The organism is Tepidimonas sp., from assembly GCF_036824975.1.
Lineage (GTDB): Bacteria > Pseudomonadota > Gammaproteobacteria > Burkholderiales > Burkholderiaceae_C > Tepidimonas.
Genome location: NZ_DAISZC010000029.1, coordinates 1 through 23,870 on the forward strand (window position 1 = coordinate 1; position 23,870 = coordinate 23,870).

Consider the following 23,870-nt stretch of genomic DNA (forward strand, 5'->3'; position numbering starts at 1 on the left):
ATGCGTGCGGATCGCATGCTGGTGGCGCGGGGGTTGGCACCCACGCGGTCGGCTGCGCAGCGCCTCATTGAGCGCGGCGCGGTGCGCTGGCGTGGGGCCGCGGGCTGGCAGCCGCTGACCAAGGCCGGCGAGGCGCTGCCTGCAGACGCCGCCGTCGAGCTGCTGGACGACGCCGAGCTGCGGTTTGTGTCGCGCGGCGGCCTGAAGCTGGCCGGGGCGCTGGCGCACACCGGTGTGGTGGTGACCGGTTGGCGCTGTCTGGACGTGGGACAGAGCACCGGCGGCTTTACCGACTGTTTGCTGCAGGCCGGTGCCGCGTGCGTGGTAGGGGTGGATGTGGGCCACGGCCAGCTGCACGAGCGGCTGCGCAACGACCCGCGCGTGGTGGTGGTGGAGCGCTGCAATGCGCGCGCGCTCAGCGCCGACGTGCTGGTGCGAGCTGCGGGTGCGGCGGCGGCTGCGCCGTTCGACCTCATCGTGGGTGACTTGTCCTTTATCTCGCAGACCCTGGTGTGGCCGGCGCTGTTGCCGCTGCTGGCCGCCGATGGTCAGATGCTGATGCTGGTCAAACCGCAGTTCGAGCTGCAGCCGTCTGACATCGGCAAGGGCGGCTTGGTGCGTGACCCCGCGGCCTATGCTCGGGTGCGCGCGCGCATCGAAGACGCCGCCGCGGCCTTGGGCCTGCAGTTGCGTGACTACTTTGACAGCCCGATCGCCGGTGGCGACGGAAACCGGGAGTTTTTTGTATGGCTGTGCCGCTGAGTTTCGAGTTCTTTCCGCCCAAGACGCCCGAGGGGGCGGACAAATTGCGCGCCGTGCGCCAGCGCCTGTATGCGGCGCGGCCACAGTTTTGCTCGGTCACCTACGGGGCGGGCGGTTCCACCCAGGAGGGCACCTTTCACACCGTGGGGGAAATCCTGGCCGAAGGCGTGCCCGCAGCGGCGCATTTTTCGTGCATCGGCGCTACGCGTGAGCGCGTGCGTGCCCAACTGGCCGAACTGCACGCGATAGGCGTGCGCCGACTGGTGGCGCTGCGCGGCGACCTGCCCAGCGGCTACGGGCTGGGCGGTGAGTTTGCCTACGCCAGCGATCTGGTGGCTTTCATCCGCGCCGAGTTTGGACAGGCCTTTCACATCGAGGTGGCCGCCTACCCCGAGACGCACCCGCAGGCGCGCTCGCCGCAGGCCGATCTGCAGGCGTTTGCCACCAAGGTGCGCGCCGGGGCCGACAGCGCCATCACGCAGTACTTCTTCAACAGCGACGCCTACTTCCGCTTCGTCGATGAAGCCGCCGCGCTGGGGGTGGACATCCCCATCGTGCCGGGTATCATGCCCATCACCAACGCTGCGCAGCTGATGCGGTTTTCGGATGCCTGCGGGGCCGAGATCCCGCGCTGGATCCGGCTGCGGCTGCAGGGCTTCGGCGACGACGTCGCCTCGATCCGTGCCTTCGGGCTGGACGTGGTGACCGATCTGTGCGACCAGCTGCGCACGGCAGGGGTGCCGGGCCTGCATTTCTACACCATGAATCAGGCCGACGCGGTGCTGACCATCCTGCAGCGGCTCGATCTGCTGCCGCCGTCGGCCCCGGCCTTGGGCTAGCGGCTGCTTGCCCGGTTTCTCGGAGGGTGGGCTCAGGTGGCCCGGCCTTGGTGGGGAGGTTGTGGTGGGAAGGCCATGTTGAGAACGCCGCGGTGGTGGGGCGGGCCACTGACGCGCCTGCTGCCGTGCCGCCGACCCGCACCCGCCGGCTAAGCCGCTGCATCAGCTGCGGCGGCGTGTCAGCGCCAGCGGGCCATACCAGGCGCGTGCCCGAGAGCCGGTGTTGTTGGCGTCGGTCATCAGGCCAACGCCGGTCAGCGCCTGCGGCGTCTCTCCAAAGCAGTGCGCCATATCGGCCAGCACATCGCGCTCCAAGTCCACCCAGCGGCCCAGATCGGCTGGGCCGCTGCACACCACCAGCTTGCGGATGCGGCCCGTCGCCGGATGCTCGATCACGGTGCCGACGGGCAGCCGGGCATCCCACAGGTACATGAGTGTGGCGTCTGGCAACGGCTCGCCGGTGACCAGCCGCGCTAACTCGGACAGGCTGTGGTCGCGCGCGCTCCAGCGCTCGCGCCCGCCCTCGAACGTCAGCAACACACGCACCACGGCGTCGTCGCTGTCGCGCTGACGCGGGTCGTAGCGCTCATCGAGCGCATCCACCCACCACGACCAGCGCAGCGTGCCCAGCTCGGCGGCGGGCACGCGCAGGCGCATGCGCACGGCAGACGTCCCGGCGTCGCTGTCGGCGTGCAGGGCGGCGCGCCCCTGATGCCGGCCGGCTGTGTAGCGGGTGGGCCGGCGCTGCGGGAACACGTGATGCTCCCACACCCCGTCGGGCGCCAGCAACGAGGCGCGCGCCCAGTCCGACCGGGCCAGCGTCGCCGCGTCGTCGTCGCCGGGGCTGGCCGGTGTGGTGGCGCAGCCGACCAGCCCCACTGCCACCGCGCCCAACGCGCTCAGGGTAGTCCGCAGGGCCAGACGGCGCGCGGTATCGACATCATGGCTAGGGTGAAGCGTTGGGTTGGACACTGGGGCGTGTGACATCCGGGTGCCGGAGACTGCGCAGGCGGTGGGGGCCGATAGAGCGGCCGTGCGTTGTGGGTGCGACGGCTGCGGCACGGATGGTAGCAGCGCCGCCCCCGGCCCGCCGTGACGGTTTCATGACGCCCTCGCCGATCGGTATGACGACACGGTATTCGACAGGAGTGCGCCGCTGCGCTAAGGTAGCGGCCTGTTTGACATCCCCATCACCCCGACCGCGAGGAGGCTTCATGCGTTTCGAGACCCAAGCCGTGCACGCCGGCTATCGCCCCGACCCCAGCACCAAGGCCGTGGTGCCGCCCATCTACCAGACGGTGGCCTACGCCTTCGACAGCGCGCAGCACGGTGCCGACCTCTTTGACCTCAAGGTGCCGGGCAACATCTACACGCGCATCATGAACCCGACCCAGGCGGTGCTGGAGGAGCGGTTGGCGGCGCTCGAAGGCGGCGTGGGTGCGCTGGCGCTGGCCTCGGGGCAGGCGGCCATCACCTATGCCATCCAGACGATTGCCGAGGCGGGTGACAACATCGTCTCGGCCTCGACGCTGTACGGCGGCACCTACAACCTGTTTGCCCACACGCTGCCGCAGTACGGCATCGAGGTGCGCTTTGCCGACAGCGACCGGCCCGAAACGTTCGAGCCGCTGATCGATGAGCGCACCAAGGCGCTGTATTGCGAATCGATGGGCAACCCGCGCGGAAACGTTACCGACATCGCGGCGCTGGCGGTCATCGCGCACCGCCATGGCGTGCCGCTCATCGTGGACAACACCGTGCCCAGCCCCTACCTGTGCCGCCCGTTCGAGCATGGCGCCGACATCGTCGTGCATTCGCTGACCAAATATCTGGGCGGGCACGGCAACAGCGTCGGCGGTGCCATCGTCGATTCGGGTCGCTTCCCCTGGGCCGAGCACCAAGCGCGTTTTCGGCGCCTGAACGAGCCCGACGTCAGCTACCACGGCGTCGTCTACACCGAGGCGCTGGGCGCGGCAGCCTACATCGGGCGCGCGCGGGTGGTGCCGCTGCGCAACATGGGCGCGGCGATCTCGCCGTTCAACGCCTTCCTGATCCTGCAGGGGATCGAGACATTGCCGCTGCGCATGGATCGCATCTGCGACAACACGCTGGCGGTGGCGCAGTTTTTGCGCGCGCACCCCAAGGTGCGCTGGGTGCGCTACGCCGGCCTGCCGGACGACCCCTACCACGCGTTGGCGCAGCGCTACCTGAGCGGGCGGGCCTCGGGGCTGCTGACGTTTGGTATCGAAGGGGGCCGCGCCGCGGGCGAGCGTTTTTTGGATGCGCTGCAGCTGTTTACCCGGCTGGTCAACATCGGCGACGTGCGCTCGCTGGCCACGCACCCGGCCTCTACCACGCACCGCCAGCTCTCGCCCGAGGAGCTGGCCAAGGCGGGTGTCACCGAGGATACGGTGCGCCTGTGCGTGGGCATCGAGCACATCGATGACCTGCGCGCCGACTTGGAGCAGGCGCTGGCCGTGGCGTAAAGCGCGGCCGATGGGCGACGGCAGCGGTGGCGCGCTCAGGCGCGCAAGACGGGGGCATCGTTGGATGTCTGCACCGAGGCTTGCGCTCCCGGGCCCTGGCGCAGCGTTGGCAGCAGCCAAACGAGTGCCGCGCGCAGCCGCTCGGCCAGCGTGTACGGTGGGTTGATGACGAACATGCCGCTGGCGCGCAAGGTGCCGTGCGCGCGCCCGCGCGCCGCCGCCGCGCGTGCCGCCGCGTCGGCCACGCCGCCCACGTGCAGTTCGGCGCGCAGCCAGGGGCGTGCGGCGCGCTCGGCCAGCGCGCGCAGCCGCCGCGGCAGTGCGTGCGCTTGCGCGCGGCCAATCACCGGGTACCACACCAGCACGCAGCCGGTTGCACATCGCCGCAGTGCCTCGTCCACCGCAGCCGCCACGGCGGCGTAGTCCGACTTCAGTTCGTAGCTGGGGTCGATCAGCACCAGCGCGCGCCGCTCGGAGGGCGGCAGCAGGGCTTTGAGTCCCTCGAAGCCGTTGTCGCGCCGCAACACGATGGATGAGCGTGGCGTGTGCTCCAACCAGCGCCGCACGGTGCGGTCCAGCAGCCGCCCGTCGGTGGGGTGCAGTTCGAACAAGGCCAGCCGGTCCTGCGGGCGCTGCAGCGCGTGCATCCACGCCGGTGAACCGGGGTAGACCCGCCAGGGGCCACCGTCGTTGAAGGCGTTCAGGTGCTGGCGCAGGGCCTCGATCAGATCGGGCCGAGCGGCCGTGTCGGCGCCGGCATCGAGCGCCTGCGCCAATGCCAGCACGCCCTGTGCCGCTTCGCCCGAGGTCTGCGCCTCGGTCTGGTCGAGCCGGTACAGACCGGCGCCGGCGTGGGTGTCCACCAGTAGCAGGCCGCCTGGCTTTCCTTGCAAGCGTTGCAGTGCGCCCAGCAGGGTAAGGTGCTTGAGCACATCGGCATGGTTGCCGGCATGAAAGGCGTGGCGGTAGCTCAACATAGACTGATGGTAGCGGAGCCGGCTACGGATGCCGGCAAGCGCTACCGTGGTATGCGTCCAGGGGGCGGGGCGGGAACATTGCCAGCGCTGGGGCAACGGTCTGATATGTCCCTGTCAACCTCTGACGCGCGTTTGGGGTAAACTTTCACGTTTTCGCAGCGCTTCGTGGCTCCGCGGCGAAAATCCCCACCCCGCCTAAGAGGCTGCCGACAGAGCAGCGCCGACCGCGGAAAAGAGCCCGCCAAACCACAGGAACCTGACATGACCAAGACCTTCAGCGCCAAGCCCGCTGAGGTGGTGCATGAGTGGTTTGTGATTGACGCCACCGACAAGGTGCTCGGACGTGTCGCCAGCGAAGTGGCACGCCGACTGCGCGGCAAGCACAAGGCCATCTACACCCCTCACGTCGACACGGGCGACTTCATCATCGTCGTCAACGCCGACAAGATCCGCGTCACGGGCAACAAAGCCCAGGACAAGATCTACTATCGCCACACCGGCTATCCGGGCGGCATCCGCTCCATCAACTTCCGCGACATGCAGGCCAAGCACCCGGGCCGCGCGCTGGAGAAGGCCGTCAAGGGCATGCTGCCCAAGGGCCCACTGGGCTACGCCATGATCAAGAAGCTCAAGGTCTACGCCGGCCCTGAGCACCCGCACGGCGCGCAGCAACCCAAGGTGTTGGAAATCTAAGGAGCGGCCATGATTGGTGAATGGAACAATGGCACGGGCCGTCGCAAATCCAGCGTCGCGCGCGTGTTCCTGAAGAAGGGCTCCGGTAAGATCACGATCAACGGACGCGACATCCAGGACTACTTTGGGCGCGAAACCTCGATCATGATCGCCAAGCAGCCGCTGGTGCTGACCAACCACCTGGAGACGTTCGACATCATGGTCAACGTCCACGGTGGCGGCGAATCCGGCCAGGCGGGCGCGGTGCGTCACGGTATCACCCGTGCGCTGATCGACTACGACCCGAGCCTGAAGCCAGCGCTGAGCGCCGCCGGTTACGTCACGCGTGACGCCCGCGAGGTCGAGCGCAAGAAGGTGGGTCTGCGCAAGGCCCGTCGCGCCAAGCAGTTCAGCAAGCGCTGATCAGCGTCCTGCCCGAGTCCAGTGCCCGCGCCCGCTGCGCGGGCATTTTTTGGCGCGCCCGCCGTGGGTGTGGGGGCTGGACCGTGACGCCGCGCCCATGCCAACGGTCGTTGCCCGTGCCGCCAGCCCCCCGGGCGGGCGTCCCTGCCCACAGCAGGGATATCGCCCCGGCTGTCGGCTTCGGCTGGCGCTTTGCTATGCTTGTGCTATGCGCCCCGCTGGGGGCGCCTGGTCGCCCACCGCGCGCGGCGCCGCACTGGTGTCGCGCCAGCGGAGGGCCCAGATCGAGACGAGGATGCTGCCATGACTGCTGTTGCCGAAACCACCGCCCAGACCACCGCCGAAATGCCCGCGCCGCTGATCTTCACCGACGCCGCGGCCGCTAAGGTGGCCGAGCTGATCGCCGAAGAGGGCAACCCAGACCTGAAGCTGCGCGTATTCGTGCAGGGCGGCGGCTGCTCCGGCTTCCAGTACGGCTTCACGTTCGATGAGGTCGTCAACGAAGACGACACCCAGATGACCAAGAACGGGGTCACGCTGCTGATCGACGCGATGAGTTACCAGTATCTGGTCGGCGCCGAAATCGACTACAAGGAAGACCTGCAAGGGGCGCAGTTCGTGATCCGCAACCCGAACGCGACGACCACTTGCGGCTGCGGCTCCAGCTTCAGCGTCGGCTAAGGAAACGCTAAAGCAAGTCGGCAAGCGGGATACCGCGCAACGGCGCACAGAGCGCAGCGGCCAAGACATCACCGGGCCTCAGGTGATGCAGCGAACACTACGTAACGCAGCGATGTGCCCGCGCCGCCAATCATTCGGTGATTCAGTGTCGCCCTAAAACAGGTGCCACCAGCCGCTGCGGCGTGGCAATGCCGCCTGCGTCAGACTGGGGGCTGGAGCGCGGCCCTGCGCAGGCGCAGTGCTTGACCGGCGGTGGCGGACGCGGCGCGGCTGCGTCTGACGCCAGGTTGCGCGGCTTACGGGGGATAGATGGCGCCCAACACACGCGGGCCCGCTGCTCCCGTGACCTCGGGCACATTGCCGGGGCGTCGCAACAGCGTTTGTTGTGCTAGCCAGGCAAACGCTGCTGCTTCCACCCACTGCACGGGCCAGCCACGGCTGACGGTCGGTCGTACCGGTGTTGGGTGCAGCCGTTCGGCCAGAGCCAGCATCAGCGCGCCGTTGAGCGCACCGCCACCGCAGACCAAGACCTCGGTAGGTGCTGTCGCCGAGGCCGGCTGGGGTGCCGCCGTCGGCGTCTGCTCCTGGGCGCTGGGTGCCGAGGCCGGCAGCGCAATAGCGCGGACGATCGTCTCGGCCGTCAGGGCGACCAAGGTTGCCTGTACGTCGGCGGCGGCTGCATGCAGGCCGCAGGTGCGCAGCCGCTCGTCCAGCCAGCCGAGGTGAAAGTGGTCGCGGCCAGTGCTGCGAGCGCCGCGTCGCTGAAAGTAGGGATCATCCAGGCACGCCTGCAGTAACGCGGGCAGCACCTGCCCCTGCCGCGCCCAGGCTCCGTCGGCGTCGTATGGCGCACCGGTGTGGCGTTCGCACCAGGCGTCCAGCAGCACGTTGCCCGGGCCGGTGTCGAAGCCGCGCACGTGGCCGCCCGCATCGATGAGCGTTACGTTGGCAATGCCGCCGATGTTGACCACCGCCAGCGCCTGCCCCGGGCGCCAGAAGGCCGCCCGGTGAAACGCGGGCACCAGCGGCGCGCCCTGACCGCCAGCGGCCAGATCCCGGCTGCGAAAGTCAGCCACCACAGCGATGCCGGTGGCTTCGGCCAGCCGCGCCGGGGCCAACAGCTGCACCGTGTACGGCACGTCGCCGGGGCGCAGCGCGGGGTGGCCCGGCGGCACGTGGCGCACGGTCTGTCCATGCGCGCCAATGGCCGCCACGTCGCGCGCGCGCAACCCGCTGTGCTGCAGCAGCGTGCGTACTGCCTGGGCGTACAGGTCGCTTAGCGCCGCGCCCGCCTGCGCGGCGCGGTGCAGCTCATCCGGGCCGCTGTGCTGCAGCGCCAGCAACCGGGCGCGCAGGTCGGCCGGCATCGGCAGGGCGACGTCTGCCAGTACCCGGGCGCTGTTCCCGTCACCCAGCTCCGCCAGCACGCCATCGACGCCGTCGAGCGAGGTGCCCGACATCAGCCCGATGCAGCGCATGCCAACTGCCAGGGCTTACTCGGCGCTGGCCTGCACGATCGTGGCCGCCGCCGCCAGCTGCGTGCGCATGCCCGCGGCGTGTTCGGCAAAGACGGCGCGCCAGCGCGCCTCGATCGGCTCGCCGCCAGGGTTGTCGCGGGCAATCGTCATCGGGTCACGGTGCTGGCCGTTGACGATGTACTCGAAGTGCAGATGCGGCCCGGTGGCGGTGCCGGTGGCGCCCACCGCCCCCAGCGTCTGCCCCTGCTGCAGGCGCTGGCCCTTGCGCACGTCGATGCGGCTCAGATGCGCGTACAGCGTCTGGCGCCCATTTTTGTGCTGCAGGATGACGACGTTGCCGTAGCCGCGCCGCCAGCCAGCGAAGTCCACCGTGGCGTCGGCCACCGCCCGCACCGGGGTGCCGGTGGGGGCCGCGTAGTCCACCCCCAGGTGGGCGCGCCGGTCGCCGTGCACCGGGTGAAAGCGCATGCCGTAGCCGCTGCTGACGCGGGTAAAGGCCAGCGGGGAGGCCAAAAAGGCGCGCACCAGGCTGTTGCCTTGCAAGGTGTAGTAAGCGCCGCGGCCACCGGGTGGCTGGAACCACACCAACTGGTGCCGCCGCCCGTTGTTGATGAATTCGGCACCCAGCAGCCGCCCGTAGCGCAGCAGCTCGCCGTCGGCCTCCAGCGCCTCGTACACCACCGCAAACGTGTCGCCGGAGCGCAGGTCGCGCCGGAAGTCGATCTCGCCGCCGAACAGATCGGCCAGCTGGGAGGCCACCGAATCCGGCAGCCGGGCGGCGTCGGTGGCCGCGAACAGCGAGGTGCGGATGGTGCCGCTGGCCAGCCGCACCGACGTGGTCAGCGGGGCGCTGTCGCGCTGCACCCGCCAAGTGCTGCCGTTGTTCACGTCGCGCCGCACGTCCAGCCGCTGAAATACGGTGTCCTCCGCACGTCCGAGCCAGCGCGCCTGCAAGCGCAACAGCCGCCCCTCGTCGTCCACCTCCACGCTGACCAGCTTGCCAGGCTGGCCGCGCCACAATTCACCCATGGCCGGCTCGCGGCGCAGGCGCTCTAGCGCCGCCGTTTCGCGCACACCCAAGCGCTGCAGTAGGGTGGCCAGTGTATCGTCGCGCCGGGTCAAGTCACTGCGGTGCAGCACGAAGGGGGCAGCAGCCGGGGTGTCGTTTGCCGTTGCGGCGGGCAACGCCAGCGTTTGCACTACCGTGGTCTGGGGCAGTCGCTCAATGGCAGCGTCGAGCGGGCCGGTGCCGAATGCGGTCACGCCGGTGCCTAGAAGCACCAGGGCCACAGCGGCAGTGACGTGGCGGGGGTGTCGTTGCAGCCACTGACGGGCGGAATCGATGATCGGACCGTTCATGCCAAGTGCGCAGCGGGCGGCTCGGCCGCCCGGCCAGTGCGGTGCCCGATGGAACCGGCCCCGCACCCCAAACGATGGGAAAAACCGCCGACTACAATCCGAAGCACGGTACGTGCCAGCCATGACTCCGTCACGGCGCGCAGTCGGCGCGCGAATGGCCGCAGTATACCCCCCTGATCGTGGCTGTCACCCGGGTTAGTCCTCATGAACAAAGATACAGTTCTTTCCTCTGACACCGTGGCACAGGCCCTCGACGGTGCGTCCGACGCCGTGCGCGCGGCGCTGGAGGTGACGCTGCGCGGCTGTGAAGAGCTGCTGCCAGCGGCTGAGTGGGTGCACAAGTTGCGCCGCAGCGAAGCCAGCGGCCAGCCGCTGCGCATCAAGCTGGGTCTGGATCCCACCGCCCCGGACATCCACTTGGGTCACACGGTGGTGCTGAACAAGCTGCGCCAGCTGCAGGACCTGGGCCACACGGTGATCTTTCTGATCGGTGACTTCACCTCGCTGATTGGTGACCCGTCCGGGCGCAATGCCACGCGCCCGCCGTTGACCCCGCAGCAAATCCAGGCCAACGCCGAAACCTACTACCGCCAAGCCAGCTTGGTGCTCGATCCGGACCGCACCGAGATCCGCTACAACAGCGAGTGGAGCGATGCGCTGGGTGCGCGCGGTCTCATCCAGCTTGCCGCCAAGTACACCGTGGCGCGCATGATGGAGCGCGACGACTTTACCAAGCGCTTCAAGGCGGGCACGCCAATCTCGATCCACGAGTTCCTGTACCCGCTGATGCAGGGCTACGATTCGGTGGCGCTGCGCGCCGACCTGGAGCTGGGCGGCACCGACCAGAAGTTCAACTTGCTGATGGGCCGCCATCTGCAACAAGAATATGGCCAAGAGCCGCAGTGCATCCTGACCATGCCGCTGCTGGAGGGACTGGACGGCGTGGAGAAGATGTCCAAGTCCAAAGGTAACTACATTGGCATCACCGAAGACGCCAACACCATGTTTGCCAAGGTGATGTCGATTAGCGACGAGCTGATGTGGCGCTGGTATCCGCTGCTGTCGCTGCGCCCGCTCACCGAGATCGAGACGTTGCGGCGCGAGGTGGTAGCCGGCCGCAATCCGCGCGACGTCAAGGTGCTGCTGGCCCGGGAGATCACGACGCGCTTTCACAGCGCGCAGGCCGCTGACGCTGCGGAGCAGGACTTCATCCACCGCGCCCGCGGCGGTATTCCCGACGACATCCCGGAGGTGACGCTGCAGGGGGCGCCGCTGGGCATCGGGGTGCTGCTCAAGAGCGCCGGGCTGGCGCCATCCACCAGCGAGGCCAACCGCCTCATCGATGGCGGTGGCGTGCGCGTGGATGGCGACGTCGTCAGTGACAAGGGGCTGAAGCTGGCCGCTGGCACCTACGTGGTGCAGGTCGGCAAACGTAAATTTGCCCGTGTGACGCTGGCCTGAGGGGTTGCGATGTCCGCACCGCCATCGACGTTCGCGACGCCGCTGTGGCAGCGCCTGACGCCACAGCGTCTGCTGGCGGTGTCGGTGGCCGTGGCCATCGCCACCATTGTGCTCAAGACCCTGGCGTGGTGGCTGACCGGCTCGGTGGGGCTGCTGTCGGATGCGCTGGAGTCGGTGGTCAACCTGGCGGGTGCCACCTTCGGGCTGTGGATGGTGACGGTGGCGGCGCGCCCGGCCGACGACACGCACCCGTACGGTCACCACAAGGCGGAGTACTTTTCGGCCGGGTTCGAGGGGCTGTTGATCCTGGCGGCAGCCATCGGCATCGCCTGGGCGGCGCTGCAGCGCCTGTGGGCGCCGCAGCCGCTGCAGCGCCTGGATTGGGGACTGGCGCTGTCGGTGCTGAGCTCGGCGCTCAACGGCATGTTGGCCTGGGTGATGCTGCGCGCCGCCCGCGTGCACCGCTCGGCGGCGCTGGAGGGTGACGCCCGCCACCTGTTTACTGACGTGTGGACGTCGGTCGGGGTGATCGCTGGCTTGGCGCTGGCGGGCGCCACCGGCTGGCTGTGGCTGGATCCGCTGGTGGCGCTGGCGGTGGGTGCCAACATCGCGCGCGAGGGGGTGCATTTGCTGTGGCAGTCCTCGCAGGGCCTGATGGACGAGGCGGTGGAGCCCGAGGTGCGCGCCGAGATCGACCGCGTGCTGCAGGGCTTCGTGCACCAGCGCGACGGCGTGTCCATCGTGCGCTTCGACCATGTGCACACGCGCAAGGCCGGCCAGCGCCGCTATGTGGATCTGCACATGCACATGCCGGCCAGCTGGACGCTGGGGCGCGCGGCGGCGCTGCGCCTGAGCGTGGAGCAGGCGCTGATGAGCGCGGTGCCGGGCCTGCGTGCCACCATCCAGCTGTTGCCCAGTGATGTCGAGGCCCATTTCGACGACCCGCATGACCTGAAGTGAGGAGCGCGCGGCGGTGAAAGCCCTGTTGCAGCGCGTGCGCCAGGCGCGTGTCGATATCAACGGTGAGACGATGGGCGCGATAGGCCCTGGCCTGCTGGTGCTGCTGTGTGCCGAAGTGGGGGATACCCCCGCCGTGGCCGATCGGCTGCTGGCCAAGATTTTGAAGCTGCGTATCTTCGCCGACGAGGCGGGCAAGATGAACCGCAGCGTGCAGGATGTGGGCGGCGGTTTGCTGGTGGTAAGCCAGTTTACGCTGGCGGCCGACACGCGTGGCGGCAACCGCCCCAGCTTCACCGGCGCTGCGCCGCCGGCCGAAGGCCAGCGGCTCTACGACCACTTCGTGGCGGCGGCGCGCGCTGCGCACCCACAGGTGGCTACCGGGCGCTTTGGCGCCGACATGCAGGTACACCTGGTCAACGACGGGCCGGTGACGATCCCCATCGAACTGCGCCCCTGACGCGGCAGCGGCGGCGCAGCGTTGCCGTGACCGCTCATGCGCTCAAGAGACCGGTGGGGGAGACTGTGTCCCGCGAAGGCGCCGAATGGCCGGTTGACCCCGATGGCATCCGAGTTGGGGCTGGCCACGCCATGTCCGCCAGGGGCTAACGCTGGTCCGAATCACCTCAGCGCTCGGCATACGGGTTGGCAAAGCCCAGCGCCGCCAGGATGGCGATCTCGCGCGCCTCCATCGCCTCGGCCTCGGCCTCGCTGGTCTCATGATCCCAGCCTTGCGCGTGCAGCGCCCCGTGCACCAGCAGATGCGCGTAGTGGGCCCGCAGCGGCTTACCTTGCTCGGCCGCCTCGCGTGCCACCACCGGCGCGCACAGCACCAGGTCGGCCATCACCACCGGTTCGTGGGCGTAGTCGAAGGTCAGCACGTTGGTGGCGTAGTCCTTGCCGCGGAAGTCGCGGTTCAGCGCCCTCCCTTCCGCTTCGCCGACGACGCGCACCGTCAGTTCGCCATCGCGCTGCAGCGCGTGGCGCAGCCAGCGCTGCACCGCGTGACGGGGGAGTGCGGCGCGATGCTCGGCCACGCCATCAAAGCGCGCGAACTGCAGGGATAGGGTCAGGTAAGGCAATGGCATATGCGAACAAACCGTGGCCCCGCTGAGCAAGCGCCCAGCCGAGGCCAGTGGTTGAAGAAAAGGTGGATGAGGCCAGAGCGCAGCGCCGTGGGTATGCGGCCAGACCCCCGTAGCGATGTCAATGCGGCCCCGAAATCCCGCATGATTCGTCCCCACGGGGATGACCGTGGGCGCTGGCGGTGCCGGTGGCGTCTGCGTGGATCCAGGGCAGTGACGGTCATTCGAGCGGACGGGGGCGCGCCTCGTAGGCATCGACGATGCGCGCCACCAGCGGGTGGCGCACCACGTCGGCGCTGCTCAGGTGGGTGAAGGCGATGCCCTGCACGCGGCGCAGCACGCGCTCAGCGTCGATCAGCCCCGACAGCTGCGTGCGCGGCAGGTCGATCTGGCTGACGTCGCCGGTGATGACGGCTTTAGAGCCAAAGCCGATGCGGGTCAGAAACATTTTCATCTGCTCGGGCGTGGTGTTTTGCGCTTCATCGAGGATGACGAACGCATGGTTGAGGGTGCGCCCGCGCATGAAAGCCAGCGGCGCGATCTCGATCTGCTGGCGCTCTAGCGCCTTTTGCACCGCCTCCAATCCCATCAGGTCGTACAACGCATCGAACAACGGGCGCAGGTAGGGGTCCACCTTTTGCGCCAGGTCGCCCGGCAAAAAGCCCAGCCGCTCGCCGGCTTCCACCGCCGGGCGCGTCAGCACCAGTCGCTGCACGGCGCTGCGCTGCAGGGCATCGACCGCGCAGGCCACGGCCAGATAGGTTTTGCCGGTGCCCGCGGGGCCGATGCCGAAGGTGATGTCGTGCGCCGCGATGGCCGCCAGGTAGCGCGCTTGGTTGGCGGTGCGACCGCGGATTTCGCCACGCCGGGTCTGCAACACCGGGCCCGCCACGCTGCTGGCTTCGGCTGGGGGATCGCCCGCCAGCATCAGCTGCACGGTCTCGGTGGCGATGGGCTCGCGCGCCAACTCGTACAACGCCTGCAGCACCTCCATCGCCTGCGTGGCGCTGGCCTTGGGGCCTTCGACGCGAAAATGCTCGGCGCGGCGCGCAATGCGCACCTGCAACGCTGCCTCGACGGTGCGCAAGTGCGCATCCAGCGGGCCACACAGGTGCGCAAGGCGCGTGTTGTCGGCGGGGGTGAAGGCGTGACGCAGGATCAAGCGGATAATTCCGAATAAAGCACCGAGGGCCAAACCCCAATGATAGGCAAACTCACCGGCACGCTGCTGGACAAGCATCCGCCGCAGATTCTGATCGACTGCCACGGCGTGGGCTACGAGGTCGAGGTGCCGATGAGCACCTTCTACGGTTTGCCCGCGGCCGGTGAGCGGGTGGCGCTGCTGACGCACCTGGTGGTGCGCGAGGATGCGCAGACGCTGTTCGGCTTTGCCACCGCTGCCGAGCGGGTGGCGTTTCGCGAGCTGATCCGCATCAGCGGCGTGGGGCCGCGCACAGCGCTGGCGCTGCTGTCGGGCCTGAGTGTGGCGGAGCTGGCGCAAGCGGTGGCGGCGCAAGAGTCGGCGCGATTGCTCAAGATCCCGGGTATCGGCAAAAAGACGGCCGAGCGGTTGCTGTTGGAACTCAAGGGTCGGCTGGCGCCCGAGCTGGCGCCGCCGCCGGTGGCCGCCATCGATGCGGCGCAGGCCGACATCCAGCAGGCGTTGCTGGCGCTGGGCTACAGCGAGCGCGAGGCCGCGGCGGCGCTGAAGGCGCTGCCGGCGGGGGTAGGCGTGAGCGAGGGAATCAAGCTGGCGCTAAAGGCGCTGGCCAAATGAGGCGGCGATGGCGATTCAGACCGACGATTTCGCACCGTTGCCGCGCCAGCGTCTGGTGTCGGCCGCGCCCGAAAACAGCCGCGAGGAGGCGCTGGAGCGCGCGCTTCGGCCCAAAGGCCTGGCCGAGTACGTGGGCCAGGCCAAGGTGCGCGAGCAGCTCGAAATCTTCATCGGCGCGGCCAAGCGCCGCGGCGAGGCGCTGGACCACGTGCTGCTGTTTGGTCCGCCGGGGTTGGGCAAGACGACGCTGTCACACATCATCGCGCACGAGCTCGGCGTCAACCTGCGCCAGACCAGCGGCCCGGTGCTGGAAAAGCCCAAGGATCTGGCAGCGCTGCTGACCAATCTGGAACCCAACGACGTTTTGTTCATCGACGAGATCCACCGCCTCTCACCGGTGGTGGAGGAAATTCTCTATCCCGCGCTGGAGGACTATCAGATCGACATCATGATCGGCGAGGGGCCGGCGGCGCGCTCGATCAAGCTCGATCTGCAGCCCTTTACGCTGGTGGGGGCCACCACCCGCGCCGGGATGCTCACCAACCCGCTGCGCGATCGCTTCGGCATCGTGGCGCGGTTGGAGTTCTACACGCCCGAGGAATTGACCGCGATCGTGACGCGCAGCGCCGCGCTGCTGGGGGCGCGCATCGATCCCGAGGGGGCCTTCGAAATCGCGCGCCGCTCGCGCGGCACGCCGCGCATCGCCAACCGGCTGCTGCGCCGCGTGCGCGACTACGCCGAGGTCAAGGGCAATGGGGCCATCACGCGCGACATCGCCAGCCGGGCGCTGGCCATGCTGGATGTGGACCCGCTCGGCTTTGACCTGATGGACCGCAAGCTGCTGGAGGCGGTGATTCACAAATTCGACGGCGGCCCAGTGGGACTGGACAACATCGCCGCCAGCATCGGCGAGGAACCGGGCACGATCGAAGACGTCATCGAGCCCTACCTGATCCAGCAGGGCTACCTGCAGCGCACGCCACGCGGGCGCGTGGCCACGCTGGCGGCTTACCGGCACCTGGGGCTGCGCCCGCCCACGCGCCACGACCTGTTCGATGACGCCGATGCGGCCTGAGGGAGCGCGGTAAACCGTGGTGTGCAGCCGACCGAGCACCCCGGCGCCGCGCTGCACGCGCAGGTACCAGCGCGCGGGGCCGCCGTTGCGGGGCGCGTGTGCTGCGGGTGAGCCGTTACGCGCTGGCCGACTCGTCCAGTGGCCCGGCCTCGTCGGCCTCCTCCAGGTGCCGGGTGTCGCCCCAGGACAGCAGCGCAAAGCCACCGTCGGCGCTCCACAGCACGCGGTGGATGGCCGCGTTGCCCATGGCCCACGCGCGCGGTGCCTGCAGATCGACCCGCGCCGCCGCGCGGTACAGGATGTCGAGCACACCGCCGTGCGCCACCACCACGATCTGCCCACCCAGGTGGCGCGCGGCCAACTCGGCAAATGCGGCTTCGACACGCGCGCGCAGCGCCAGCAGTGACTCGCCACCGGGAGGCGCGAAATCGGGCACGCGCGCCCGCCACGCCTGCACCACCGCGGGCTGCTGCTGCTCCAGTTCGGCCCAGGTGCGGCCCTGGTAGACGCCGAAGTGCCGCTCGCGCAGGTCGGCGTGGGTGTGCAGCGGCACGCCGTGGCGCTCGGCAATGGCCTGTGCCGTCTCGCGCGCCCGCGCCAGATCGCTGGCGTACAGGGCGTCGATAGGCTCGCCGTCGAGCGCCCGCGCCACCCGTTGCGCCTGCCAGCGCCCGGTGTCGTTGAGCGGGATGTCGAGCTGGCCCTGGATGCGCGCGTCGCGGTTCCAGGCGGTCTCACCGTGACGGATGGCCAAAATACGAGTGGCGTGCATGGGCGAAGCTTGCGACGGGGTGGCGAAACTGCCTAGAATGGTAGCCGAGTCGGCCACCGTGTTCGGGCGCGCCCTGAAGTGCTCGGACACAGCTGGTGCGGCCCCACCCCGACGAACCGAAAGCCCTCTATGAGCAGCACGGCATTCCAGAAAGAGGTCGACGAGCGCGCCAACCTGACCAGCTCGAACAAGTTCGAGATGTTGCTATTTCGCCTCGGGCGTGCGCCCAACGCCGCGCAGTCCGAGCTGTTCGGTATCAATGTCTTCAAGGTGCGCGAGATCGTGGCGATGCCGCCACTGACGGCGATGGCGGGCGCGCCGCAGCACGTGCTGGGCATGGTCAACCTGCGCGGGCAGGTCATTCCGGTCATCGACCTGCCGGCGGTGATTGGTTGCACGCCCGAGACCGGCCTGAACCTGATGCTGGTGACCGAATTTGCCCGCTCTACCCAGGCGTTTGCCGCCGAATCGGTCGAGGACATCGTGCGTTTGGAGTGGAGCCAGATCCTGCCGGCCGACCATACCGCGTCGGTGGCGCGTGGTCTGGTCACCAGCATCGCACGAATCGACGATGGCCAAGGCGGCGTCAAGCTGGTGCAGATTCTGGACGTGGAATCGATCCTGCAGCGCGTCATGCCGAGTGAGTCCATCGAGGTCAAGAAGGAGGACGTGGGGGCTGATGTCCAGATCAAGCCCGGCGCGGTCGTGCTGGCGGCAGATGACTCCTTCGTCGCCCGCTCGATGATCGAACAGGAACTCAAGGCCCTGAAGCTGCCGTTCATCATGACCAAGAATGGTCAGGAGGCGTGGAAGACGCTGCAGGAGCTGGCGGCCGACGCCAAGGCCAAGGGGCAGCCGGTGACCGACCGCGTGGCGGTGGTGCTCAGCGACCTCGAAATGCCCGAGATGGATGGTTTTTCCCTGACTCGGCAGATCAAGGGCGACCCGACGTTGCGCGCCATCCCGGTGGTGATCCACTCCTCGCTGACCGGGGACACCAACGAGCAGCACGTGCAGCGCGCCGGGGCCGACGCCTACGTGGCCAAGTTCGCTGCCAAGGAATTGGCCGACACCCTGCGCGGTGTGCTGGCTCGGGCGCAGGCGGTGGCGGCCTGAGCGGTGCATAGGCTGCGCGGACAGCAACGATACCGTGCCGCGGCGGCGAGCCCTGATCGAGCTTTGTCGGGGCTAGGGCAGCGGGGACGGGCGCGCGGTGTCGCCGTTTCAGCGCCCATGCCGGCCAGGCCGTGGGGAAGGCTTACGGGCGCGGACTGTCGATCACCACGCGGCGCGGTCCGGCGGGTGGCTGGGGGAAGCCGTCCAGCGCCGCCTGCAGCAGGGCCGTCCACAGCGCCTCGCTATCCGACCATGGGCCATCCTGCAGCGCGCGGCTCTCATACACCACGTCGCCGCTGCGGCGGTCGCGCACGGTCAGCGCCAGCTCACGCACGTAGTAGGGCGGACGCACCGGCCAGTACAGGCCGATGCCACTGACTGCGCCACGCCCGATTACCACCTGACCGTACGGCAGCCAGCCCGGACGCGGCTCCGGTACATCCCAGGGCGCGTAGGGATAGCGCACCGAGCGGGCCACGATCTGCACGCCCCATGGCACCGCAGTGACAGCCTCGGTGGCGTCGGCGCGCTGCAAGCCGTGGGTGGCCAGCACCTTTTCCGCCAGCCGTTCGAGCATCGCCTGTTCCCGCTCGGCCTCGCCGCCGCGTTGAGAGGGCAGCCGCTCGAAGCGGTAGCGATCGCCGCTTGCCGGTGCACTGCCCGCCCACGAGGCTAGACTGCGCACCTCATGTTCCAGGCGCAGCGTGCTGGCGCAGCCGGCCAGCACGGCCGCGCAGACCATGCAAGCGGTGATCAACAGGGTACGCATCGCCGTCCTTTCCAGAGCTGCGGTGTGGCCGCCGCGCCGCGGGCGTGTGGGCTCACGGTTCGGGGGTCAGCGCGATGATACGCCGCGGCGCGATGGCCCCACCGTCGGCGCGGGCCGCGGTGGGGGCGGGCTGAGACGCTACCGCAGTGCCAGCCTCGGCGGCCGTGGTCGGCGCTTCCTCGTCGACGTCGCGGTCCGCCCACGCGGGCGCCGTCGGCAGCGCCTCGGTATCGAAGGCGATATCGCCGTCGGCGTCGGGGTGCCCGGTGGCGCGCACGCGGGCAAAGTCGTACAGCTTGCGGTCCATCAGATGGCTGGGCACCACATTTTGCAGGGCCTTCAGCATATTGTTGATGCGACCGGGATAGCGCTTGTCCCACTCGCGCAGCAGGTCCCCCACCTGCTTGCGCTGCAGGTTGTCCTGGCTGCCGCACAGGGTGCAGGGGATGATGGGGAACTGTTGCACCTGCGCCCAGCGGATCAGGTCTTTCTCCGGCACGTAGGCCAGCGGGCGGATGACGACGTGCTCGCCATTGTCGCTGACCAGTTTGGGCGGCATACCCTTGAGCTTGGCGCCAAAGAACATGTTCAGCAGCACGGTCTGCAGAATGTCGTCGCGGTGGTGGCCCAGTGCGATTTTGGTGGCTCCCAGCTCACGCGCCACCCGGTACAGAATGCCGCGGCGCAGCCGGCTGCACAGGCTGCACATGGTCTTGCCCTCGGGGATCGTCTTCTTGACGATGGAGTAGGTGTCCTGCGTTTCGATGTGAAATGGGATGCCGAGTTGGCGCAGGTAGTTGGGCAGCACGTCGGCGGGAAAGCCGGGTTGCTTTTGGTCCAGGTTGACCGCGATCAGCTCGAAGCGCGCTGGCGCGCGCCGCTGCAGCCGCATCAGGATGTCGAGCAGCGCGTAGCTGTCTTTGCCGCCGGACAGGCACACCATCACGCGGTCGCCATCCTCGATCATGCGGTAGTCGTCGATGGCCTGGCCAACCAGACGGCACAGGCGCTTTTCCAGTTTGCGGTTTTCGAAGGCGACGTCCATGGCGCGGGAGGTATGGGGCGTGAAACCGGTTCGCGATTGTCCCGCAAACCGGGCGCCTCCGCTTACCACTGCCCGCATTCCATGCGGATCGCCACCTCGCAGTCGTCGAAGATCTCGAGCTTGGCGATGCGCACGCGCACGCCGATGACGCCGGGCAGCTGTAGCAGCCGGTGCGCCAGCTTGCCGATCAACGTCTCCAGCAGGTTGACGTGTTCGGCCGTGCACTCGTCGATGATGATCTGCCGCACCTTGCGGTAGTCCAGCACGTGGTGGATGTCGTCGTCGTGGGGCAGCAGCGGCTGCAGCCCCTGGTTGAGCTCGGCGTCCACCTGGATTGGCTGCGGCCCCTGGCGCTCGTGGTCCAGGATGCCCAGGTTGGCGTTGAAGCGCAGACCGGTCAGCGCCAGCACCTGACGGCCGATCTTCAGCCGCGCGGCGTCGGGGGGAGTGGGGGCGTGGTCGGGGCGGCTCATGTGGGCTTACCACGGGTTCAGGTGCACGCGCTCGACGCCGACGCTGGCGCAGTCCGGGTAGACGTCCGGTTTGCGGGTGGCTACACGCACCGCCTGCACGCCGGGCTGCGCCGCCAGCCGCGCTACGATGGCATCGCACAGCGTTTCTTGCAGCTCGAAGTGCTGGCGCTCGGCCAGTTCGGCGATCACCTCGCGGATGAAGTCGTAATCCAGCGTCTCAGCGATATGGTCACGCGCCGCAGGGGCGTGCGCCAGTCGCACGCACAGATCGACATCGAACCACAGGCGCTGCGCCGCGGTGCGTTCGAAATCGTGGATGCCGATGCGCACCTGACGCTCGTAGCGGCGCAGCCGCATGGCGCGGCACTCGGTGGCCAGGCGCGGGTCGAGCGCGGCAAAGGCCAGCAGGGCGGAATTCATGGTGTGTCGTCTCCGACCACGAACATCACGTCGCGCGCCAGCGGCACCAGATGCTGCCCATTGTCCACCGGCACCACCACCCCGTCCAGGCTGGGGTTGCCGGCTAGAAACGCCACCGTCTCGGCCACCCGCGCGGGGTCAATTGGCGAGCGCAGCAGGTTGACGCGGCGCGCGCGCTGGAAGTTGTCCTCCGACTGGGGGCCGCTGACATAAATCAGCCCTGGCGAGACGCCGCACACCCGTACCCGTGGCGCCAGTGCCTGCGCCTGCAGCGCCACCGTGCGCTCCAGCGCCAGCTTGCTGATCGTGTAAGAGAAATAGTCCGGATTCAGGTTGTGCACCTTCTGGTCCAGCACGTGGATCACGCTGTAGGCCCCGGCCGCCACGCTGTCGGCACGCGCGTCACGCTCGCCCAGCGCCGCCCACAGCGCGCGACCCAGCAGCACCGGCACCACCGTGTTGACGCGTAGCTGGCGCAGCAGCAACGCCTCGGTGACGTCACTGCCGGCATCGGGCTCGAAGGTGGAGGCGTTGTTGACCACACAGTGCGGCACGGCCCCAGTCGCCTCACACACGGCGGCCAGCAGCCGGTCGGCGGCGTCGGGTTCGTCCAGCGCCTGCGCGACTGCCACGGCGCGCATGCCCAGCGCCTGCAGCTCGGCCACGGTGCGCTGCGCAGCGTCGGCCGAGCGGTGGTAGTGCACCGCCACGTGCCAGCCCTGGCGGGCCAGCGCCAGCGCGATTTCGCGACCGAGCCGTTGCGCGGCGCCAGTCACCAGGGCCCAGCGGCCGCTCGGATCAGAGGAGGCGGTCATCGTTGTGGTGCGGCAGAATCTGCGGCGACAATCAGGGCCAATTATGCAAGGCGAACCCGGACAACCCGGCGCGCAGGGCTATCTGCGCCAGTGCATCGCGCGTGAAATGGCCGCCGCCGGCGGCTGGCTGCCGTTTGAGCGCTTCATGGCGCTGGCGCTGTACGCCCCCGGGCTGGGCTACTACGCGCGTGGGGCGGCCGTCTTCGGCCGTGGGCCGGGCGACGGCAGCGACTTCGTTACCGCGCCGTTGCTCAGCCCGCGCTTTGGCGCCACGCTGGCGCGGCAACTGGCGCAGGCGCTGGCCGCCACCGGCACTGACGAGATCTGGGAGTTTGGCGCCGGCGACGGCACGTTGGCAGCGCAGCTGCTGGCGGCGCTGGACAAGGACCAGACCTGGACAGCAGTGGTATTTGATGGCGAGGGCACGCCTTCGACGCCGCCAGCGCCGGCGCGATGTGCAGCGACGGCAGTGGCTCGTGGTGATGACGGCACGCATCCCAACACCGAAGGGGCGTTTGGTCGCGATGGCAGTGGCCCGCAGTGCCCCGGTTTCGGGGTGTGCGCCCAACCGAGGACGGTGCGCTATCACATCGTTGAAGTGTCCGCGGTGCTGCGGCAGCGCCAGGCGCAGCGCTTGACGGCGTGGGCGCCGCGCGTGACTTGGCACGACCGCTTGCCGGACGTGCTGCAAGGCGTACTGGTGGGCAACGAAGTGCTGGATGCCATGCCCGTGACACTGCTGCACCGCGTGGGTGGCCAATGGCACGAGCGCGGCGTGGCGTGGGACGCCGCAGCGGCCCGCTTTGTGTGGACCGACCGGCCTACCGACAAGCGACCGCCGGTAGAGGTTGAGGGGACGCACGACTACCTGACCGAAATCCACCCGCAGGCCGAAGCCTTCGTGCGCACAGTGGGCCAGCGCCTGCAGCGCGGCGCGGCCTTCTTCATCGACTACGGCTTTCCCGAGCGCGAGTACTACCATCCGCAGCGCGCCATGGGCACGCTGATGTGCCACCGCGCGCACCGCGCCGACGCCGACCCGCTGGCCGACGTCGGCGACAAGGACATCACCGCGCACGTGAATTTCACCGGCATCGCGCTGGCGGCGCAGGAGGCCGGGCTGCAGGTGTTGGGCTACACCAGCCAAGGGCGCTTTTTGCTTAATGCCGGGTTGCTCGACGGGCTGGATACAGCGCCGCTGCCCGAGCGCGCGGCGGCGCTGAAGTTGGTGCACGAGCACGAGATGGGCGAGCTGTTCAAGGTGATCGCGCTGGCTCCAGCCGTCAGTGCGCAGGGCTGGATGCCGCTGGGGTTCGTCCATGGTGACCGCACGCACACGCTGTAACGCAGGCTACGCCGCGGGTGCAGCCTGCGGCGCAGCCGCAGCGTGGGGCGGCACCCGCGGTGACGTGGGGAGACGACCATGATCCGTTGGGTGATCGTCATCTTTTTGGCGCTAGTGCTCATCAGCTGGATGACACCGTTACTGCGCCGGCTGGGACTGGGGCGACTGCCGGGTGACCTGCATTTCCGGCTGTTCGGGCGCGAGTGGTTCATTCCGCTGACCAGTACCATTCTGCTCAGCCTGCTGGCGTCGGTCATCGCGCGTTGGGTGTGAGGGGCGACAGGGCGTCGCGACGGGTGGCGCCGGATCGGCGCGATCATTCCCTACGGCTACCTCATCAAATACCGGCATGGGTATGTATTGAAAATGCGCCTGTGGATGCCATCTTGTAAGCAAACTGGGCGCGCCGCGGGCGCGCAGGGAGCCTGTCGTGAACACCGAAACCTTGCACATCGTTTGTCCCCACTGCCACACCACCAACCGGGTGCGTGCCGACCAGCTGGGTCAAGCACCCGACTGCGGGCGCTGCCACCGGCCGCTGTTCGACGGGCACCCGGTGGCGCTGGACGCCGAATCGTTCGAGCGTCACGTCGGGCGCAGCCAGATTCCGGTATTGGTGGACTTTTGGGCCCCGTGGTGTGGCCCGTGCCGCATGATGGCCCCGGCTTTCGAGGCTGCCGCGCGCCAGCTCGAGCCGCACGTGCGGCTGGCCAAGGTCGATACCGAGGCCGAGCCACAGCTGGCGGCGCGCTTGGGCATCCGCAGCATCCCGACGCTGGCCCTATTCGCGGGCGGAGGTGAGCTCGCGCGTCAGGCCGGCGCCATGGGGCAGGCCGACATCGTGCGTTGGGTGCAGGCCGTCTTGGTGGGCGCGCGCTGACGCCGCCGGTGCGCGGGTGCCAGTCATATCACGCGGGTCTGCTCGGTTGGACTGGAGGGTGGCCTTGGGCCCACGATTGCCGCGCGCGCCGCGCTACAGCTACACTTCGCGGCATGGGGCGGTGGCGGGTGCGAATCTGGGAGTGGGCGGTGGCGCACAGACGCCAGGCGTCGTGGAGGCGCGCCGCCCATGCGCGGTACACG

27 protein-coding genes are annotated in these 23,870 nt (G+C 68.9%); 15 read left to right on the plus strand and 12 right to left on the minus strand.

Features of this window, described 5'->3' with window-relative positions; all coding sequences use genetic code 11:
• Both V7Z54_RS05050 and metF read left to right on the plus strand, forming a co-directional pair.
• Positions 1 to 762: TlyA family RNA methyltransferase (locus V7Z54_RS05050; RefSeq protein ID WP_334134841.1), on the plus strand; the 762-nt coding region annotated here is incomplete at its 5' end.
• Positions 747 to 1,601, plus strand: coding sequence for a methylenetetrahydrofolate reductase [NAD(P)H] (gene metF / locus V7Z54_RS05055; RefSeq protein ID WP_334134842.1), 855 nt, complete (start codon positions 747 to 749; stop codon positions 1,599 to 1,601). The genes V7Z54_RS05050 and metF, both read left to right, overlap by 16 nt.
• A gap of 162 nt (positions 1,602 to 1,763) precedes the next feature.
• On the opposite strand, the gene V7Z54_RS05060 is transcribed toward metF, so the two are convergent.
• The gene (locus tag V7Z54_RS05060; RefSeq protein WP_334134843.1) at positions 1,764 to 2,573 is read right to left on the minus strand and encodes a DUF3047 domain-containing protein; all 810 of its coding nucleotides are present in this window, start codon (positions 2,571 to 2,573) and stop codon (positions 1,764 to 1,766) included.
• Positions 2,574 to 2,815: 242 nt separating this feature from the next.
• On the opposite strand from V7Z54_RS05060, the gene V7Z54_RS05065 reads away from it, so the two are divergent.
• Complete coding sequence (locus tag V7Z54_RS05065; RefSeq protein ID WP_334134845.1) at positions 2,816 to 4,087, plus strand: O-acetylhomoserine aminocarboxypropyltransferase/cysteine synthase family protein; 1,272 nt, start codon at positions 2,816 to 2,818, stop codon at positions 4,085 to 4,087.
• Between the two features lie 35 nt (positions 4,088 to 4,122).
• On the opposite strand, the gene V7Z54_RS05070 is transcribed toward V7Z54_RS05065, so the two are convergent.
• Complete coding sequence (locus V7Z54_RS05070) at positions 4,123 to 5,064, minus strand: 23S rRNA (adenine(2030)-N(6))-methyltransferase RlmJ (RefSeq protein WP_334134846.1); 942 nt, start codon at positions 5,062 to 5,064, stop codon at positions 4,123 to 4,125.
• 261 nt (positions 5,065 to 5,325) lie between these two features.
• Here V7Z54_RS05070 and rplM point away from each other — a divergent pair, with 261 nt between their 5' ends.
• The 3 genes from rplM (at position 5,326) to erpA (ending at position 6,840) form a co-directional block, all read left to right on the plus strand.
• Positions 5,326 to 5,757, plus strand: a complete 432-nt coding sequence (gene rplM, locus V7Z54_RS05075) for a 50S ribosomal protein L13 (RefSeq protein WP_132962777.1) — start codon at positions 5,326 to 5,328, stop codon at positions 5,755 to 5,757.
• Between the two features lie 9 nt (positions 5,758 to 5,766).
• The gene (gene rpsI, locus V7Z54_RS05080; protein WP_334134849.1) at positions 5,767 to 6,159 is read left to right on the plus strand and encodes a 30S ribosomal protein S9; all 393 of its coding nucleotides are present in this window, start codon (positions 5,767 to 5,769) and stop codon (positions 6,157 to 6,159) included.
• 303 nt (positions 6,160 to 6,462) lie between these two features.
• A complete protein-coding gene (gene erpA / locus V7Z54_RS05085; RefSeq protein ID WP_334134850.1) occupies positions 6,463 to 6,840 on the plus strand; it encodes an iron-sulfur cluster insertion protein ErpA in 378 nt (125 codons plus the stop codon).
• 296 nt (positions 6,841 to 7,136) lie between these two features.
• Here the strand turns inward: erpA and V7Z54_RS05090 are convergent, their stop codons facing one another.
• A complete protein-coding gene (locus tag V7Z54_RS05090; protein WP_334134852.1) occupies positions 7,137 to 8,318 on the minus strand; it encodes an anhydro-N-acetylmuramic acid kinase in 1,182 nt (393 codons plus the stop codon).
• 15 nt (positions 8,319 to 8,333) lie between these two features.
• On the minus strand, positions 8,334 to 9,677 hold the full coding sequence (locus tag V7Z54_RS05095) for a M23 family metallopeptidase (protein ID WP_334134854.1): 1,344 nt from the start codon (positions 9,675 to 9,677) through the stop codon (positions 8,334 to 8,336).
• A gap of 204 nt (positions 9,678 to 9,881) precedes the next feature.
• On the opposite strand from V7Z54_RS05095, the gene tyrS reads away from it, so the two are divergent.
• Genes tyrS through dtd form a run of 3 tightly spaced genes read left to right on the plus strand, consistent with a single transcriptional unit; the run spans position 9,882 to position 12,555 of the window.
• Positions 9,882 to 11,138 (plus strand): tyrosine--tRNA ligase, encoded by a 1,257-nt coding sequence (gene tyrS, locus V7Z54_RS05100; protein WP_443082432.1) that lies wholly within the window; start codon positions 9,882 to 9,884, stop codon positions 11,136 to 11,138.
• A gap of 9 nt (positions 11,139 to 11,147) precedes the next feature.
• Positions 11,148 to 12,098 (plus strand): cation diffusion facilitator family transporter, encoded by a 951-nt coding sequence (locus V7Z54_RS05105; protein WP_334134858.1) that lies wholly within the window; start codon positions 11,148 to 11,150, stop codon positions 12,096 to 12,098.
• 13 nt (positions 12,099 to 12,111) lie between these two features.
• A complete protein-coding gene (gene dtd / locus V7Z54_RS05110; protein ID WP_334134861.1) occupies positions 12,112 to 12,555 on the plus strand; it encodes a D-aminoacyl-tRNA deacylase in 444 nt (147 codons plus the stop codon).
• A gap of 166 nt (positions 12,556 to 12,721) precedes the next feature.
• Here the strand turns inward: dtd and ybeY are convergent, their stop codons facing one another.
• Positions 12,722 to 13,183, minus strand: a complete 462-nt coding sequence (gene ybeY, locus V7Z54_RS05115) for an rRNA maturation RNase YbeY (protein ID WP_334134863.1) — start codon at positions 13,181 to 13,183, stop codon at positions 12,722 to 12,724.
• A 217-nt stretch (positions 13,184 to 13,400) separates the two neighbouring features.
• Entirely contained in the window at positions 13,401 to 14,342 is a 942-nt protein-coding gene (locus tag V7Z54_RS05120; RefSeq protein ID WP_334134865.1) for a PhoH family protein, read from the minus strand.
• A 39-nt stretch (positions 14,343 to 14,381) separates the two neighbouring features.
• Between V7Z54_RS05120 and ruvA the strand changes: the two genes are divergently transcribed.
• Together ruvA and ruvB are read left to right on the plus strand one after the other, a co-directional pair.
• Positions 14,382 to 14,957 (plus strand): Holliday junction branch migration protein RuvA, encoded by a 576-nt coding sequence (gene ruvA / locus V7Z54_RS05125; RefSeq protein WP_334134867.1) that lies wholly within the window; start codon positions 14,382 to 14,384, stop codon positions 14,955 to 14,957.
• A 7-nt stretch (positions 14,958 to 14,964) separates the two neighbouring features.
• Positions 14,965 to 16,032, plus strand: coding sequence for a Holliday junction branch migration DNA helicase RuvB (ruvB, locus tag V7Z54_RS05130; RefSeq protein ID WP_334134869.1), 1,068 nt, complete (start codon positions 14,965 to 14,967; stop codon positions 16,030 to 16,032).
• A gap of 115 nt (positions 16,033 to 16,147) precedes the next feature.
• On the opposite strand, the gene V7Z54_RS05135 is transcribed toward ruvB, so the two are convergent.
• A complete protein-coding gene (locus tag V7Z54_RS05135) occupies positions 16,148 to 16,804 on the minus strand; it encodes a histidine phosphatase family protein (RefSeq protein ID WP_334134871.1) in 657 nt (218 codons plus the stop codon).
• Between the two features lie 129 nt (positions 16,805 to 16,933).
• Between V7Z54_RS05135 and V7Z54_RS05140 the strand changes: the two genes are divergently transcribed.
• The gene (locus tag V7Z54_RS05140) at positions 16,934 to 17,920 is read left to right on the plus strand and encodes a chemotaxis protein (RefSeq protein WP_334134873.1); all 987 of its coding nucleotides are present in this window, start codon (positions 16,934 to 16,936) and stop codon (positions 17,918 to 17,920) included.
• 142 nt (positions 17,921 to 18,062) lie between these two features.
• Here the strand turns inward: V7Z54_RS05140 and V7Z54_RS05145 are convergent, their stop codons facing one another.
• The 5 genes from V7Z54_RS05145 to V7Z54_RS05165 form a co-directional block, all read right to left on the minus strand.
• A complete protein-coding gene (locus tag V7Z54_RS05145) occupies positions 18,063 to 18,689 on the minus strand; it encodes a DUF4136 domain-containing protein (protein WP_334134875.1) in 627 nt (208 codons plus the stop codon).
• Positions 18,690 to 18,741: 52 nt separating this feature from the next.
• Complete coding sequence (gene ttcA / locus V7Z54_RS05150) at positions 18,742 to 19,734, minus strand: tRNA 2-thiocytidine(32) synthetase TtcA (protein WP_334134877.1); 993 nt, start codon at positions 19,732 to 19,734, stop codon at positions 18,742 to 18,744.
• Positions 19,735 to 19,796: 62 nt separating this feature from the next.
• Positions 19,797 to 20,207, minus strand: a complete 411-nt coding sequence (locus tag V7Z54_RS05155) for a dihydroneopterin aldolase (protein ID WP_334134879.1) — start codon at positions 20,205 to 20,207, stop codon at positions 19,797 to 19,799.
• Positions 20,208 to 20,213: 6 nt separating this feature from the next.
• The gene (locus tag V7Z54_RS05160) at positions 20,214 to 20,627 is read right to left on the minus strand and encodes a dihydroneopterin aldolase (protein ID WP_334134881.1); all 414 of its coding nucleotides are present in this window, start codon (positions 20,625 to 20,627) and stop codon (positions 20,214 to 20,216) included.
• Positions 20,624 to 21,442 (minus strand): SDR family oxidoreductase, encoded by an 819-nt coding sequence (locus V7Z54_RS05165; RefSeq protein ID WP_334134883.1) that lies wholly within the window; start codon positions 21,440 to 21,442, stop codon positions 20,624 to 20,626. Before V7Z54_RS05165 ends, V7Z54_RS05160 begins: the two co-directional genes overlap by 4 nt.
• Positions 21,443 to 21,587: 145 nt before the next feature.
• Between V7Z54_RS05165 and V7Z54_RS05170 the strand changes: the two genes are divergently transcribed.
• The 3 genes from V7Z54_RS05170 (at position 21,588) to trxC (ending at position 23,667) form a co-directional block, all read left to right on the plus strand.
• A complete protein-coding gene (locus V7Z54_RS05170) occupies positions 21,588 to 22,787 on the plus strand; it encodes a class I SAM-dependent methyltransferase (RefSeq protein ID WP_443082433.1) in 1,200 nt (399 codons plus the stop codon).
• 78 nt (positions 22,788 to 22,865) lie between these two features.
• A complete protein-coding gene (locus tag V7Z54_RS05175; RefSeq protein ID WP_334134887.1) occupies positions 22,866 to 23,060 on the plus strand; it encodes a DUF2905 family protein in 195 nt (64 codons plus the stop codon).
• Between the two features lie 157 nt (positions 23,061 to 23,217).
• Complete coding sequence (gene trxC / locus V7Z54_RS05180) at positions 23,218 to 23,667, plus strand: thioredoxin TrxC (RefSeq protein WP_334134888.1); 450 nt, start codon at positions 23,218 to 23,220, stop codon at positions 23,665 to 23,667.
• The last annotated feature ends 203 nt before the right edge of the window (positions 23,668 to 23,870 follow it).

What these genes read in the sequence shown, in the direction of transcription:
- metF (WP_334134842.1), top strand. Translation starts at nt 747, where the DNA reads ATGGCTGTGCCGCTGAGTTTCGAGTTCTTTCCGCCCAAGACGCCCGAG.
- V7Z54_RS05065 (WP_334134845.1), top strand. Translation starts at nt 2,816, where the DNA reads ATGCGTTTCGAGACCCAAGCCGTGCACGCCGGCTATCGCCCCGACCCC.
- V7Z54_RS05070 (WP_334134846.1), bottom strand. Translation starts at nt 5,064, where the DNA reads ATGTTGAGCTACCGCCACGCCTTTCATGCCGGCAACCATGCCGATGTG.
- rplM (WP_132962777.1), top strand. Translation starts at nt 5,326, where the DNA reads ATGACCAAGACCTTCAGCGCCAAGCCCGCTGAGGTGGTGCATGAGTGG.
- rpsI (WP_334134849.1), top strand. Translation starts at nt 5,767, where the DNA reads ATGATTGGTGAATGGAACAATGGCACGGGCCGTCGCAAATCCAGCGTC.
- erpA (WP_334134850.1), top strand. Translation starts at nt 6,463, where the DNA reads ATGACTGCTGTTGCCGAAACCACCGCCCAGACCACCGCCGAAATGCCC.
- V7Z54_RS05090 (WP_334134852.1), bottom strand. Translation starts at nt 8,318, where the DNA reads ATGCGCTGCATCGGGCTGATGTCGGGCACCTCGCTCGACGGCGTCGAT.
- V7Z54_RS05095 (WP_334134854.1), bottom strand. Translation starts at nt 9,677, where the DNA reads ATGAACGGTCCGATCATCGATTCCGCCCGTCAGTGGCTGCAACGACAC.
- tyrS (WP_443082432.1), top strand. Translation starts at nt 9,882, where the DNA reads ATGAACAAAGATACAGTTCTTTCCTCTGACACCGTGGCACAGGCCCTC.
- V7Z54_RS05105 (WP_334134858.1), top strand. Translation starts at nt 11,148, where the DNA reads ATGTCCGCACCGCCATCGACGTTCGCGACGCCGCTGTGGCAGCGCCTG.
- ybeY (WP_334134863.1), bottom strand. Translation starts at nt 13,183, where the DNA reads ATGCCATTGCCTTACCTGACCCTATCCCTGCAGTTCGCGCGCTTTGAT.
- ruvA (WP_334134867.1), top strand. Translation starts at nt 14,382, where the DNA reads ATGATAGGCAAACTCACCGGCACGCTGCTGGACAAGCATCCGCCGCAG.
- ruvB (WP_334134869.1), top strand. Translation starts at nt 14,965, where the DNA reads ATGGCGATTCAGACCGACGATTTCGCACCGTTGCCGCGCCAGCGTCTG.
- V7Z54_RS05135 (WP_334134871.1), bottom strand. Translation starts at nt 16,804, where the DNA reads ATGCACGCCACTCGTATTTTGGCCATCCGTCACGGTGAGACCGCCTGG.
- V7Z54_RS05140 (WP_334134873.1), top strand. Translation starts at nt 16,934, where the DNA reads ATGAGCAGCACGGCATTCCAGAAAGAGGTCGACGAGCGCGCCAACCTG.
- V7Z54_RS05145 (WP_334134875.1), bottom strand. Translation starts at nt 18,689, where the DNA reads ATGCGTACCCTGTTGATCACCGCTTGCATGGTCTGCGCGGCCGTGCTG.
- ttcA (WP_334134877.1), bottom strand. Translation starts at nt 19,734, where the DNA reads ATGGACGTCGCCTTCGAAAACCGCAAACTGGAAAAGCGCCTGTGCCGT.
- V7Z54_RS05155 (WP_334134879.1), bottom strand. Translation starts at nt 20,207, where the DNA reads ATGAGCCGCCCCGACCACGCCCCCACTCCCCCCGACGCCGCGCGGCTG.
- V7Z54_RS05160 (WP_334134881.1), bottom strand. Translation starts at nt 20,627, where the DNA reads ATGAATTCCGCCCTGCTGGCCTTTGCCGCGCTCGACCCGCGCCTGGCC.
- V7Z54_RS05165 (WP_334134883.1), bottom strand. Translation starts at nt 21,442, where the DNA reads ATGACCGCCTCCTCTGATCCGAGCGGCCGCTGGGCCCTGGTGACTGGC.
- V7Z54_RS05170 (WP_443082433.1), top strand. Translation starts at nt 21,588, where the DNA reads ATGGCGCTGGCGCTGTACGCCCCCGGGCTGGGCTACTACGCGCGTGGG.
- V7Z54_RS05175 (WP_334134887.1), top strand. Translation starts at nt 22,866, where the DNA reads ATGATCCGTTGGGTGATCGTCATCTTTTTGGCGCTAGTGCTCATCAGC.